The 13619-nt window shown below is 59.7% G+C and carries 15 protein-coding genes; 3 read left to right on the plus strand and 12 right to left on the minus strand.

Translation table 11 applies throughout. From position 1 onward, the window contains the following. Nucleotides 1-24: 24 nt before the first annotated feature. On the plus strand, nt 25-2322 hold the full coding sequence (locus tag N1037_07495) for an adenosylcobalamin-dependent ribonucleoside-diphosphate reductase (GenBank protein ID UWS80845.1): 2298 nt from the start codon (nt 25-27) through the stop codon (nt 2320-2322). Between the two features lie 240 nt (nt 2323-2562). Here the strand turns inward: N1037_07495 and N1037_07500 are convergent, their stop codons facing one another. Next, a complete protein-coding gene (locus N1037_07500; GenBank protein ID UWS80846.1) occupies nt 2563-2877 on the minus strand; it encodes a M48 family metallopeptidase in 315 nt (104 codons plus the stop codon). Nucleotides 2878-2983: 106 nt separating this feature from the next. Between N1037_07500 and N1037_07505 the strand changes: the two genes are divergently transcribed. Both N1037_07505 and N1037_07510 read left to right on the plus strand, forming a co-directional pair. Then, entirely contained in the window at nt 2984-3385 is a 402-nt protein-coding gene (locus tag N1037_07505) for an SRPBCC family protein (protein ID UWS80847.1), read from the plus strand. After that, nucleotides 3382-4206: an RNA polymerase sigma factor gene (locus N1037_07510; GenBank protein ID UWS80848.1), complete on the plus strand. Its 825-nt coding sequence runs from the start codon at nt 3382-3384 to the stop codon at nt 4204-4206. The genes N1037_07505 and N1037_07510 overlap by 4 nt, the downstream gene beginning before the upstream one ends. Here the strand turns inward: N1037_07510 and N1037_07515 are convergent. The 11 genes from N1037_07515 to N1037_07565 all read right to left on the minus strand — a co-directional run bounded on the left by N1037_07515 (nt 4133) and on the right by N1037_07565 (nt 13618). After that, the gene (locus tag N1037_07515) at nt 4133-4888 is read right to left on the minus strand and encodes an NAD(P)H-dependent oxidoreductase (GenBank protein ID UWS80849.1); all 756 of its coding nucleotides are present in this window, start codon (nt 4886-4888) and stop codon (nt 4133-4135) included. The two genes, N1037_07510 and N1037_07515, sit on opposite strands and share 74 nt — an antisense overlap. 77 nt (nt 4889-4965) lie before the next feature. Continuing rightward, nucleotides 4966-5412 carry an acyl-CoA thioesterase gene (locus tag N1037_07520; protein UWS80850.1) on the minus strand — a complete coding sequence of 149 codons (447 nt, stop codon included), beginning with the start codon at nt 5410-5412 and terminating at the stop codon, nt 4966-4968. Then, a complete protein-coding gene (locus tag N1037_07525; GenBank protein UWS80851.1) occupies nt 5412-6572 on the minus strand; it encodes an iron-containing alcohol dehydrogenase in 1161 nt (386 codons plus the stop codon). Before N1037_07525 ends, N1037_07520 begins: the two co-directional genes overlap by 1 nt. Before the next feature lie 1379 nt (nt 6573-7951). After that, on the minus strand, nt 7952-8335 hold the full coding sequence (locus tag N1037_07530; protein ID UWS80852.1) for a biopolymer transporter ExbD: 384 nt from the start codon (nt 8333-8335) through the stop codon (nt 7952-7954). A 5-nt stretch (nt 8336-8340) separates the two neighbouring features. Continuing rightward, a complete protein-coding gene (locus N1037_07535; GenBank protein UWS80853.1) occupies nt 8341-8721 on the minus strand; it encodes a biopolymer transporter ExbD in 381 nt (126 codons plus the stop codon). Further along, the gene (locus N1037_07540; protein UWS80854.1) at nt 8718-9359 is read right to left on the minus strand and encodes a MotA/TolQ/ExbB proton channel family protein; all 642 of its coding nucleotides are present in this window, start codon (nt 9357-9359) and stop codon (nt 8718-8720) included. The genes N1037_07535 and N1037_07540 overlap by 4 nt, the downstream gene beginning before the upstream one ends. A 37-nt stretch (nt 9360-9396) precedes the next feature. After that, nucleotides 9397-10398, minus strand: coding sequence for a hypothetical protein (locus N1037_07545; protein UWS80855.1), 1002 nt, complete (start codon nt 10396-10398; stop codon nt 9397-9399). After that, nucleotides 10391-11050, minus strand: coding sequence for an adenosylcobinamide amidohydrolase (locus N1037_07550; protein ID UWS80856.1), 660 nt, complete (start codon nt 11048-11050; stop codon nt 10391-10393). Before N1037_07550 ends, N1037_07545 begins: the two co-directional genes overlap by 8 nt. Beyond that, the gene (locus N1037_07555; GenBank protein ID UWS80857.1) at nt 11050-11805 is read right to left on the minus strand and encodes an ABC transporter ATP-binding protein; all 756 of its coding nucleotides are present in this window, start codon (nt 11803-11805) and stop codon (nt 11050-11052) included. Before N1037_07555 ends, N1037_07550 begins: the two co-directional genes overlap by 1 nt. Beyond that, the gene (locus N1037_07560) at nt 11802-12785 is read right to left on the minus strand and encodes an iron ABC transporter permease (protein ID UWS80858.1); all 984 of its coding nucleotides are present in this window, start codon (nt 12783-12785) and stop codon (nt 11802-11804) included. Before N1037_07560 ends, N1037_07555 begins: the two co-directional genes overlap by 4 nt. Next, entirely contained in the window at nt 12782-13618 is an 837-nt protein-coding gene (locus N1037_07565) for an ABC transporter substrate-binding protein (protein UWS80859.1), read from the minus strand. Before N1037_07565 ends, N1037_07560 begins: the two co-directional genes overlap by 4 nt. Between the last annotated feature and the right edge of the window lies 1 nt (nt 13619).

Consider the following 13619-nt stretch of genomic DNA (forward strand, 5'->3'; position numbering starts at 1 on the left):
CACCGACCAATAGGGAATCACTATATGAGCCGCTTTGCTGCCCCCATCGCCGCACAAATCTGGGATATGAAGTATCGTTTCAAGGAAGCGGACGGCACCCCCATCGATGTGACCGTGGAGGATAGCTGGCGTCGTATTGCTCGTGATCTCGCCCGCGCCGAGGACAAGCCCGCCGTCTGGGAAGAGAAGTTCTACGAGGCGCTGGAAGACTTTAAATATCTGCCCGCAGGCCGGATTACCGCTGGGGCTGGCACCGCGCGTCAGGTGACCCTGTTCAACTGCTTTGTAATGGGGACCGTACCCGACAGCATGGCGGGTATTTTTGACATGTTGAAAGAGGCGGCGCTGACCATGCAGCAGGGGGGCGGCATCGGGTATGACTTTTCGACCATTCGCCCGCGCGGCGCGGATGTCAAAGGCGTGGCGGCAGATGCTTCGGGGCCGTTGTCGTTCATGGATGTCTGGGATGCCATGTGCCGTACCATCATGTCCGCAGGCTCGCGCCGCGGCGCGATGATGGCCACCATGCGCTGCGACCATCCGGATGTTGAGGCCTTTATCACCGCAAAATCCGACGCGGCCCGTCTGCGGATGTTTAACATGTCGGTGCTGATCACCGATGATTTCATGGAAGCCGTCAAGGCGGATGGCCCCTGGGAGCTGCAGTTCGACGGTAAAATCTACCACACCGTTCAGGCGCGGGATCTGTGGAACAAGATCATGCAGGCGACTTATGAATATGCCGAGCCCGGCGTGATCTTTATTGACCGGATCAACAAGGCCAATAACCTCAGCTATATTGAAAACATCTGCGCCACCAACCCTTGCGGCGAGCAGCCGCTGCCGCCCTATGGCGCCTGCTTGCTGGGCTCGATCAATATGGCGCGCCTGGTTTCCAACCCTTTTGAAGCCTCTGCCGAGCTGAACCAAAGCGCCATGCAGGAGCTGGTCGCCACCGCCGTACGTATGATGGACAATGTGGTGGATGTATCGAAATTCCCATTGGAGGCCCAGGCCGCCGAGGCCCAGGCGAAACGCCGGATTGGCCTGGGCGTGACGGGGCTGGCCGATGCGCTGTTGATGCTGGGGCTGGAATATGGCTCGGACGAAGCGGCGCGTCAGACCGACCGCTGGCTGCATGCGATCGCCCGCGCCGCCTATCTGGCCTCGGTGGATTTGGCCAAGGAAAAGGGCGCCTTCCCGCTGTTTGATGCCGAAGCCTATCTGGCCTCGGGCAATATGATGAACATGGATGAGGACGTGCGCGAGGCTATCCGCGAACACGGTATCCGCAACGCGCTGTTGACCTCGATTGCGCCCACCGGAACCATCAGCCTCTATGCGGGTAATGTATCTTCGGGGATCGAACCGGTCTTTGCCTATGCCTATAGCCGCAAGGTTTTGCAGAAAGACGGCAGCCGCACCGAAGAAGAGGTCGTCGATTACGCAGTACAGATGTACCGGGAAAAATTTGGCACCGATGCCGCACTGCCCGACTATTTTGTCAACGCCCAGACGCTGCCACCTGCGGCCCATGTCAAGATGCAGGCCGCAGCACAGAAATGGATCGACAGCTCGATCTCCAAGACCATCAACTGCCCCGAAGACATCTCCTTTGACGACTTCAAGGATGTTTACATGCAGGCCTGGGATCAGGGCTGCAAAGGCTGCACCACCTATCGCCCCAACGATGTGACCGGGTCAGTTCTGTCTGTGTCTGAAAGCGCTGATACCGCTCCTGGTGAAACCGCAGATGCTCCCCATGCCAGCGCGCAGGGAGAGACCGGTGCCGAAGTGGTCTACATGTCGGAGCCACTGGATCGTCCACAGTCGCTGGAAGGGCACACCTATAAGCTGAAATGGCCGGATTCGGAACATGCGATCTATCTGACCATCAACGACATTATCATCAGCGATCACCGTCGGCCGTTTGAAGTCTTCATCAATTCCAAGAACATGGAGCACTATGCCTGGACCTTGGCGCTCACCCGGATGATCTCTGCGGTGTTCCGGCGCGGTGGCGATGTCTCCTTTGTGGTGGAGGAGCTGAAGGCAGTATTTGATCCACGCGGAGGGGCCTGGGTACAGGGCAAATACATTCCCTCGATTTTGGCGGCCATTGGTGGGGTGATCGAGACCCATATGGTCAAGACGGGCTTTCTTGAGGGCGAAGGCATGGGGTTGAAGTCCGACCCGCAGGCAGAGGTGGTGAACCTGAATGCCCCCCGCGGTAAGGCCTGCCCAAGCTGTGGCCAATTCGACATGCAGATGATCGAAGGCTGCATGACCTGCCGCAGCTGTGGCCACTCGAAATGTGGCTGACTGAGAAGAAAGCCTCTTATTCTTGTTCTGGCTACCAATTCATGGCCACCGGCCGGGTTAGAATGGTCATTTTGCAAGCATAAGAAGTCTATCGGGCGGAAACGCCCGATTTTCTTGTTTTTGGCCCCTGAAGCATAATGCCAGAGGTTCGACTCTGTCCCAAGGGATACCCTTCAAGCTTTTTGACTCGCTTCAATCCATCAAAACCTCGACCAACCCATCCAAATGATGCTTGGCTTTTCACCAATCCCCTGCATGTGCGTCGATCAGGTTCCAGAAGGCAGGGCTGTGATCGTGGTGCTTTAGGTGCGCCAGTTCATCAATGAGCACATAGTCGACACACTGCCGCGGCGCTTTGACCAAGTGACGATTGATGATGATCTCGCCGGACGGGGAGCAGCTTCCCCATTGGCGTGCCATCTCCAGTAGTCGAAAGGGTGGCGGTGCATCCACCCAGGGGAGGATTTTTGCCAACGCATCAATGCGACGGCTCAGGCAGTCACGACCTCTCACGAGGTTCCAGGCACGAAGACGGCCTTCGATGACATCTTCCATACTCACCAAACCAAAATACTTTGAACCAACATGTAACAGTTTGCTATCTCGCCCTCTCTTCATATGTATCCGCCGCACTTTCGCGACGGGAAACTTGGAGATCAAAATGAAAAATTTCGACGTACAATCTATCGGCCTTACTGTTTCCGCAAACGTGGCGTTTGACTACATTTCGCAGCCGTCCAACTTGCCGAAATGGACCAATGCGTTTTCACGCGCAGATGCCACAACGGCTGACCTTGTTACGCCAAATGGTGAAGTTCCAATCAAGTTGCAAACTGTGGTGTCACGGGACGCGGGTAGTGTCGATTGGTTAATGACTTTTCCCGATGGTTCAACGGGTGCAGCGTATTCACGGATCACGCCAAACGGCGACGATGAAGCCATCTATTCCTTCGTGCTGATGGCTCCGCCTGTTCCGCTCGAAGCATTGGAAGGTGCGCTTGAAGCCCAAAAAGGCATTCTCTCGACCGAGCTGGAAGAACTGAAAGGAATCCTTGCCGCATGATCATCTTTGATCCTTTACAAGTGGAGGCCGCGCGACAGGGAAGTCGCGCGGCCTTAGACGCGCTCATTCACGCGGCAAAAGGCCCCATTTTCAACGTCGCGATGCGGATGCTTGCCCATCGCGAGGACGCCGAAGACGCGACGCAGGAAATTCTGATCAAGATCATCACCCACCTTGGTGATGTGCGTGACGTCAATTTGGCTGGCGCGTGGGCTTTTCGTGTCGCGACCCGCCATCTGAGTGAAACCGCGCGGCTGGGTCGGGTCGAAAAGATACGGATGACTTTTGATGATTTCGCTGAAGATCTGCATCACGATCAAGGTGACGCCGCACATCTTGGATTGACCGAAATTGAACATCAGCTTGCGTTAAAGGAAGTGAAGGTCGGTTGTACGTTGGCAATGTTGGTGTGCCTGTCACGGCCACTGCGCATGGCCTATATTCTGGGTGATATCTTCGAGATGACAGATACAGAAGCCAGTAGCGTTCTAGAAATCCCAGCCGGCACATACCGCCAAAGGCTGCGGCGAGCGCGATCTACAGTCAGCGGGTTCATGCAAAAGAATTGCGGCATCCAATCTGAACAGGCGCAGTGCCGCTGTGACAACCGTATCGCACCCGCCCTCAAGAAGGGACGTATCGCGAAGGGCTTCACACATCTGGACGGCGATCAGGTTGGGCACAGGGCTCCGGATGTCATCACGCAAGATGTAGCAGTATTGGAGGATGTACAACGCACAGTCGCGATCATGCGATCGAACCCGCAATTCGCGGCCTCGGTTCCGTCATTGGTCGGGCAACTGCTGGACCAGATTTCGTAAAGATCCCCCGAAGACCAAGAGGCCTTCGGGGGAGCAGGCGATATTGCGATACCAATTCGACAGAACGCTCAATCGCGGCCTTTTGGTCCCCAAGCGGGTCACCTGTCAAAAGAGAGGGCTGGAAACGGACGTCCCTAAATTCAGAAACACCGATAAATTCGAGCCACCAAGACAGATAGCTTGACTGATAATCAGACCCGTATTTCGCCGGCGCACCGGGCGCATAAACACCCGCTGTGTAAAAGACACGCGCCACTTTGTTTTCCAGCAACCCACTATATCCGGCCTCTGGGTCAAACCCAAAAAGCAATCCAGGTTGGGTAATGATATCGATGTATTGCTTTAGCTTGTAGTTGACACCGCAGTTCCACATCGGAACCGAGAAGACATATTCATCCGCATCGGTAAATCGTTGTGTGATCGTGGCAATCTGATCCCACGCTGATTGGGTTTCATTGTTCATTTCGCCTAGGCCAAAGAATGTCATCTTGGCCGCAGCTTTATCGCCGTCGAATTCAGGCCGATCTTCTTGCCACAGATCAAGAGCATCAATTTGCACGCTGGGCTGACGAGCCTTGCGTTCGGCAAGATACGCATTTGCCAATTTTGAGGATTGTGAGTTATCGCCGCGAGGCGACGCTAGCGAACAGCAGTGCGAACGCCGCAGTCCAGTGTCGCGCACTGCTCAGCCCCTTAGTCTGCGCCTTGCCACCCAAAGCGCAGGGGCGTGCAGAGGGTCAGCAGAGGGTCAAAGGTGTATCAGGTGTCGTCTTTCATCAGACTTTGGAATGCGACCCGGCGGTGGCTTTCGATTGGCGCCGGACGGTGGGTTTTGCGATTGACATAGACATGGACAAAAAAACCCTCGGCGGTGGCGGTGGTCTCGTCATTGCGGAATAGGGCGACTTCGTATTTGATTGAGCTGGAGCCCAGCCGGGCCACCCGCAGACCGGCTGTTACCTTATCGGGAAACCCCATTTCTGAATAGTACTTACAGCCTGTTTCAACCACCAGGCCATAGGTTTCAGAATTGCGCGGGTCCAACAGACCGCGTTCGATGAGCCATCCATTCACCGCAGTGTCAAAGAGAGAATAATGGACCACATTGTTCATGTGGCCATAGACGTCATTATCCATCCAGCGGGTTTGCAGCGGATAGAACGCGGGGTAATCCGCGCGGGTGGTGATCGGTGCCTTGTCTCCCATCACCAGGCTGCCTCGTAGATGTTGTATGCGTCCCTTTCGGTGACCTCGCGGGGGTTATTGACCAGAAGACGCTGCTGGACCATCGAATCCGATGCCATTTTGGCGATGGCCTCTTTGGGGATATCCACGTCCCGCAGGCGGGTTTTCATGCCCAGATGTTTGGACAGATCTGCCAGCGCGTCAATGAAGGCGGCACAGCGTGCCTGGCTGCCTTCGATCGCGGCGATCTGTGGAAAGGCGTCTGCGGCAATCTCAGCATAGAGCATATGGGCGTCGGGCGCGTTAAAGCGCAGCACATGGGGCAGAACCAGGGCGTTCGACAACCCATGCGGGATGTGGAAGGTGCCGCCGATGGGGTAGGCCAGCGCGTGTACCGCAGCCACCGGCGAGTTGGCAAAGGCCTGACCTGCCAGCATCGAGCCCAGCAACATGGCGCCGCGTGCATCTTTGTCCTGACCATTGAATACGGCGGTTTCGATGTTGGCGCCAAGCAGGCGCAGGGCTTCGCGCGCCAGCATTTTGGACAGAGGGTTGTTGTTGGCCGATTTTGACGCATAGGCTTCGATCGCGTGTACCATCGCGTCGACACCGGTGGCGGCGGTAATATGGGCGGGCAGACCCACAGTCAGGTCTGCATCCAGCACCGCAATATCCGGCAGGATGACCGGTGAAGAGACGCCGCGCTTTTCCTCTGCCCCCACCGTGATGATCGAGACCGGGGTAACCTCGGACCCGGTTCCAGCGGTGGTGGGCACCAGAACCAGCGGTAGGCGTGGGCCCTTGGCCTGGGCAACCCCCCAGGCTTCGTCCAGATCCTCACCCGACCCCAGCAACAGCGCCACCAGTTTCGCCACATCAAGGGATGAACCACCGCCAAAGCCCAAGACACCGGTCGCCCCGGCTTCGCGTCCAAACTCCACCGCCTGCAGTAGCGTGTCACGCGACGGGTCGGCCTCTACTTTATCAAAAACCGCAACGCTGTGTCCGGCGGCTTCAAGTGAGGCGATGGCGGGATCCGCAAGCCCCAGCTGGCGCAGTCCGGGATCTGTCACCAGCAAGACCGATTTACCCAGCGTTTGTCCTGCCACCTCAGAAAGGCGTGCCGATGCGCCGGTTTCAAAAACCAGAGATTTGGTGGTGTTGAAAATGAATGGTGTCATTTTGGTGTCCTTGAGTGCTGTGTCACGCCTCTTCCTTGTCGCTATCACGCCGTTTGAGCCGCATGACCTTGCCCGCCCCCCTGGGCAGAATTACTGGGACTGTTCGTATTACAGTTATAGGTTTTTAGGAGCAAAGCCGGTCTCCACAATAGGCACGAATTGCTCCAAGATCGGGTTACGTTCCGTCATCTGATAGCACAAAGGCCACTGGGACGCCTGCTGGCGCTGCATCTGCGCGATGGGTTGCCTCCCCCGCGAACGCGCCCACTTGCTGAAGCGCCGCGTTTGGAAAAGTGCTCAACTTCGGCTTCGCTGGTTTAGTATAGGCTATTAAATGCCTAGCCCAAAGGTCGTGCTTTGGGGGATGGATGCATAAATGACCCCATTCGTGAGGCCAGGAAACAGGCGCGTTCCCTTGGCTCTTGATCCAAAGGAACGACACTTGGTCCCCAAGCCCCCTCGCAGCCCAAGCTGAGTGCCCGAGCCCCGCGCGAGGAGTGCACCGCAAGAAAACCACTGGCCGTGGCGTGATTGTCATTCGCGATGGTACCAAAGCGACGTAAGGAGGGTGACTAGCAACTGTATTTCTCAGTCGGTGAAGACCATGCGGAAGGTGAAGCTGTAATTTCCTGGAGAAATCGCTTTGGGAGAACGCGGTAAGCGGGCTTTTCGAACCGCCCCCAATGCTGCCTGGTCTATTGCAGCGTGGCCAGAGCTTTGGGCGAGGGAAACCGCAATCAGACGCCCCTTGGTTGAAACCGAGATATTTAAGCGGACTGTGCCCCGTCCGCCCCCGCGCGGAGGGCGTTTCTGCCGCTGAATGCGTGCAATGATGGCAGCCCCCCAGCGGTTTTTTAGATTGGCGGCCGCGCGGCTCGGATCACCGGTTGTGGTGGCCTGCGTTCCTGCATCTCCCTTGATCTCTTGCTGCTGTTTGCCTGTAGCTTGCTCTTGCTGGCGGGCCGCTGAAGCTGTGACCGTAGGTTTTTCTGGCGCGACGGGCTTTGCTGGCGGCGATGGAGACGCCGGAGACGCCGGGCTTGCATCTGCGAAGGGCGTTGCCGGACGCGGGGTCGAAGGGGGCGCAAGATGGGAAGCGGGAAAGGGCGCTTGGGGGCGCGCAGGGGGCGTTGTAAACTGGGGTTGGTTTGCCACTTCAGGAGTGGTAATTGCCGGGGAAACATCCGGGACATCCGGCGGGCGGTTCCACTGCTTGGCTTGTTGCACGAGTTGCTGAGAGGCGGCAGCCAATGTGACCTGACCACTGCCGCCACTCCCAGAACCCGTCGCTCTTGAGCCGCCGTTGTTCAGCACCAGAAAGGGCAAAATATGCAGCGCCAAGGCTGTGCCCAGGCAAATGGGAAACAGGGCCGGTCGACTCATGGCCTGGTCCCTCTGAGAGTAACAGATCGGATGCCGGCGTCGCGCAACTTGGAGATCAGGAGGACCACCTCTCTGGCCGGCACTTTGGCATCAGCGCGGAGGGATAGGGTCTCCAGTTCCGAAGCCTGCGCCAAAACAGCGGTCATGGCGTCTTCGGCTTGCGCACCGGAAAAATGTAGGCGACCATCCGCTGCCATGAACAGCAAGGCTTCTGAGCCAGAGGGCTGACCAGTTTCCAGCCTCGGTGGCGCCACCACAAAGGGCGCGCGTGGGGCGATCTGTGACGACAGCAGGAAAAAGATCAGCAGCAGAAAGACCACATTGATCATCGGCAGGATCGGCTCGCCAGTTTGCCGCTTTTGGGGGCGCGAGAAATCCATCGCCCTTACTCCATGACCACGAGCTGGGAAAACCCGGCCCCGGTCAGCGCTTCGGCCGCATCCATCAGCTGCTGCAGCGAGGCGCTGGCGTCTGGTTGCAGGAGGATTGCATCCGATTTCTCACGGGTGAGCTTGGACATCTGTTCTACCAAGGCTTCGGTTTGCACCGGAATTCCGTTCAGCCGAAGCCCGTCAGCTGTCACCAGAACCAGACGCGGCGGGCCGGAATAGGCGGCGCTCCCGCCCGCCATTGCCAGCGGCACCGCTCGGTCGTGGCCGAACTGCGAGGCCAGCATGAAAAACACCAAGAGCAGGAAAACCACGTCGATCATCGGCGCAAGACTCAGGCGTCTTTTGGCCGGGGGTGTTCCAAAAACCAGTGTCATTCAGCAGCCTGATGCAGGATCGGTCGGGTGGCCGAACCGGTGAAAACACGGGTCGCAATGTCTTCCATGGCGGCCTGTTCGCGCTCTGTCAGAGCCTCAACCCAGGACACGAGCGCCGAAGCGGGAATGGCCACGGCCATGCCGGCAGCGGTGGTCAATAGCGCCTCCCAGATCCCGCCGGCCAGCACCGATGGGTCGGCACCGTTGCCGCTGTCCTGTAGAGCCTGGAAGGCTCCGATCATGCCCAAAACAGTCCCGAGCAAGCCGACCAGAGGCGCAATGGTGGCGATCAATTCCAATGGGCGCAGCCCCCGGCGCAGGACGGCCAGTTCCCCCTTGGCAATGCGTGTGATTTCCTTTTCCGCCATTTCGGTGCTGAACGCCGGCGTCAGCACGGCATGCATCGCAGCCTGCGTCAGCCGATCCCGTGGCGTGCGCGCGGCGCTGTTTGGGGCTGCGTTGCCCCTGCGCCAAAGGTCGAGCCAGGCTTCTGCCTGTGATCTGCGCCAAAGGCCTGCTTGCATCAGCTCTGCCACCCGCCACAGCAAGAGGGAAAGGGTGAGGACCGAGAGAGCCGCGATCACCCAAAGGGCAGGGCCACCGCGCGCCATGAATTCAAAAAGAGGGGCAAAGGACATCGTGCTCTCCGTAAGTGACCAGGGTTAGTGACCTAGTTTAGTGACCTGGGTTTTCCGGGTCAGTCTGATCGGCACCCCGGTCAAACTGTGCGGCATAGTCCTCTGTCAGGCTGTTGGCCCCCTGCAGCACGCGCCACTGACGGATCCCATTGCGCCAGCCAGCCCGGCCTTCGCGGCTTTGTGGCTCTTGGGCGCGGTCAGCAGGGGTTCCTGACTGCAGCAACTGCCAAACCGCAGCCTTCCCCTGACAGTAATCTTGGGCGCCCCAGTCGCCCAGCAGCTGTTGAAACGCGTCAAAGGCGGTACGGTTAAAAGGCTTGTCCTCGCCAAGGCGCCCAATGACCGGGTTTTCGGGATGTACGCCGCAGCAGGGCACCCAGCCTTCGGGGATGGGCGTGTTGGCGGAATGGGTGCGATCCGCTTTCAGGAGCTTGGGCAGCACATGTGTGTGTGGCCCTTCAGGAGATTTGCCGCCGGTGTCGGGGCCGCCGATCATCTGATAGACTTCGACGCGACCGATCTGGGTCAGCACCACGCGATGTGGATGGGCTTTCAGAATGGCCCCCATCGCCGGATTGCCCTGTTCAAAAAGCGACCGCCCCGCGTTTTGGTTCAGCACTGCCAAAAGCTCGGGGTCGGCAGTACGGATACAAAAATCAGCCTGATACTGGCCCAGCCCCATATCAAAGAGCTCGGCACTGCGATCCTCCATGCGCAGGGCGTCGGTGTCTGGGCCAAGCGCTGTCAACACGTCGCGCTGGTGCATTGCCGCATCCTCTGTGGGCAGGCACAGCGAGACCGCCTGGGTCCAGCGATGGGGCTTGGGGCTGAGGGTTTCATAGGCCACCGGGCGCACCCCCTCCAGTCTGTCAATACGGACGCCGCCGCGACTGGTGAGCTGCATCAGCCCGGCATGGTCGGCTGGCGCCGGATCGCCATAGACATGGTGGAATTCGCCAATGGCCCCAAAGGCCCCCATGTTCCAGCCGCAGTCTTCTTGCGTCAGTGCGGTTTTCAAGATCTGTTGAAGCTCAGGCATGTTCTGCTCTCCTGCTGTTGGTTGATTTCCAGTCCAGCGCGCCGCGATGGACGGCCTGGTAGACGGCCTTTCCGACCGCTTCGCCAATGGCGGTGTGAAGCCCGGCATAGGGGGTCGCTCCGGCCGGGGCTGCGACGGCGAGACAATCGGTGCCGGTGCCCGTTGCGGTTCCGCTGGGCAGGTCAATAGCGGCCTCCATCACGGCGGCGGTGCGGGCTTGAACGGCAATGCTCATGGCTTCGATCAGCCCGGTTTGGCTCAGCCCTTCAGACAGGTGCAATGCCACATTGATGGTGCCCCAGTTGCGGCCAGAGTAGTCCACCCGGCTGCCCACACGTTCGGCATTGGAAAGGCCAACGGTAGCAACGGCATGGGCAGATATGCCTTCCACCTCCGCCATGGCCTCACAATAGTGGCGCACATCGCGCGAGGTCAGAAAGGCGACCGCGTCTTGGCTGCCGCGCGCGGACAGCTCGCTTGCGAACCACTCCTCAACTTCCAGCTCGGGAGGCAGATCGCGGTTGCGGACCTCACGCCAGAGAATGTGGCGGGCAGTGGCAAAACCCGGACGGTTTACCGCCCAGCTCAGCACCTGCATGTCAGCGCCTAGATCAAACTCGATCCAGGGGCGTTGCAGTGTGACGCGGCCCATCACAGGACTTCCAGCGGCTGAAACACGGGGCCTTCGGCAGTGTTTTGATGCCAGACGGAAATGCCAAAAGCGCGGGCCATCAGATCCGGCGTCAGCACCTGGGCGGGCGTGCCATCAGCTAGAATGCCCCCTTCTGCCAGCAGGATCAGCCGGGTACAGTGGCGGGCGGCCAATCCCAGATCATGCAGGGACACCAGGGCCGAGCGGCCTTCGTCGGCAAGCGCGGCAAAGACCTCCATGGTGGAAATCTGATGCGCCGGGTCCAGCCCGGCGGCGGGCTCATCCGCCATCAACAGCGGTGTATCCTGGGCCAGGGCGCGGGCAATCAGGGCGCGCGCCTGTTCGCCACCGGACAGCCGCGAGGCGGCGCGCTGGCGGAAGCACTCCAGCCCCATCCGACTGATCGCCTGATCGATTAGTGCCTGGTCGGCGGCGGGCAGTCGCAGCCCTTGGGGGAGATGTGGCAAGCGGCCAAGGGCGACCAGCTTTTCCACCGGGATCGGCCAGGCAATCTCGCGCGATTGCGGCATCCAGGACACTGCCCTGGCACGCTCTGAGGCGCTCATCTTGGCGAGTGAGCTGTGCCCGGTTGCGGCGAGCAACCCAAGGGCGGCGCGCATCAGGCTGGTCTTGCCGGTGCCATTGGGGCCAAGCAGGCCCACAAACTCACCCGGTTTGATATCGAAGGACACATCCTGAAGCACCGGGCGGTTGCGCAATGTCACAGACAGGTTCTGAACGGATAACAAGCTCATGCCAGGCCCTTCCGGGTCTTGTAGATCAGATGCAGAAACAACGGCGCACCAACCAAAGCGGTGACCACGCCGAGTTTCAGGTCGCGCGCGGGCAGAATTACCCGCACGGCGATATCCGCCAGCTGCAGCATGACCGCGCCGCTTAGGCCCGAGGCCCAGAGCAGCCGTGAGGGTTGCCCCCCCACAAAGGGGCGCAGGATATGCGGCACCACCAGACCGATAAAGCCGATGGCCCCGGCAACCGCCGTAGCGCCACCAATAATGCTGGCGGTGCCGATGACCAGCAAGAGCCGCAGCCGGTTCAGGTTCATTCCCAGCGTCTGCGCCGCGTCCTCACCCAGCGTCAGCGCATCCAGGCCGCGCGCCAATGTCAGCAGGATCGCGATGCCAACACCCACGAAGGGCAGCACCAGCCAGACATGCACCATCGAGCGGTCGGCCAGGGATCCCATCATCCAGAACACGATCTCATTTGCAGCAAAGGGATTGGGCGACAGGTTCAGCACCAGCGCCGTGAGCGCGCCTGCCAGGGCTGAAATCGCAATACCAGCCAGGATCAGCGACAGCGACCCGCCCTGTGGTCCGGCCAGGGACATAACCAGAAAGACACCCGCGAGGGCACCCGCCAGGGCCGCCAGCGGCAGACCCAGGGGCAGCGCTGCCGCCAACCCGGTGTTTATCGCCAGCACCGCGCCCAGGGCCGCCGAGGAGGAGACACCGATCAGACCAGGTTCCGCCAGTGGATTGCGCAGATAGCCTTGCATTGCGGCTCCGGCCAGGCCAAGTCCAGCACCAATGACAACAGCCAGAATGGCGCGGGGCAGGCGGATTTCCTGCATCACCAAGGTCAAGGGGCCGTAGCTGTCGTCGAACAACGCAGCCAGGCTTTCGCCCAGGCTCACATCGGCAGGCCCCAAGGAAAGTGACACCAGGAACAAGGCCACAACAGCAGTCAAAAGCGACAGTATCAATCGTGTCATTGCAGGGTTTCCTTTTCCAGCAAATGGCGGCGTTCCTGAGCCAGCTTTTCGATGGCGCGCAGCACATGCGGCGTGCCGCAGACCCAATCCGCATCACGCATCTGTCCAGAGGCACTTTGGGCGATCAGTTGCCGCACCACGGGGTGGGCTAGGTTTTCTTCACTGCGCGAGGCCCGCGGATAGGGGGAGGTCGTCACCAGCAGATCGGGTTGCGCCATGGCCAGCACTTCCAGGGGGAGCTTTCCAGAGCGCTCATAGCCAAGTTCGGCAGCAATATTGCCGAGCCCTGCGGATGCCAGGATTTGTCCGGCCAGGGTTTTGGGCCCAGAGGTGTAGCTGTTGGCAGCATAGAGCGCGGCACGCGGCTGCTGCCCGGGCCCGGGCAGCAGGTCTGTTAGCTGCTTATCGAACTCCGACAGCAGGTCTGCGGCGGCCTCCTGTCGCTGCAAGACCTCGCCCATTTCGCGGATGCGATTGCGTACATCCTGTAGGGAGTTGGCGGGTTGGAAGACCTCAACGCGCACGCCAAGACGTTGCAGCATGTCGGTTGTTGCCCGTGTTGAATAGGCACCGGCGATGACCAGATCCGGCTTGATCAGGTAGATTTCTTCTGCCTGGCCATGATTGACCGGATAGGCCATGGCTGTGTCCGCCATGGCCGAGGCACGCTTGTCGCGCGCGATATAGGAAACCGAGGCCAGCTGCCCGGGGGCCGCCAGCAGCATGGCCAGCTGATCCGTGCAGAGGTTCATTGAAACCACGCGCGCGGGCCCGGCAAAGGCGCCAGTGGCGGCCCAAAACAGGGCCAGTGCTATTCCGGGCAGTTTGCGCATG

This window comes from Phaeobacter sp. G2, from assembly GCA_025163595.1.
Lineage (GTDB): Bacteria > Pseudomonadota > Alphaproteobacteria > Rhodobacterales > Rhodobacteraceae > Pseudophaeobacter.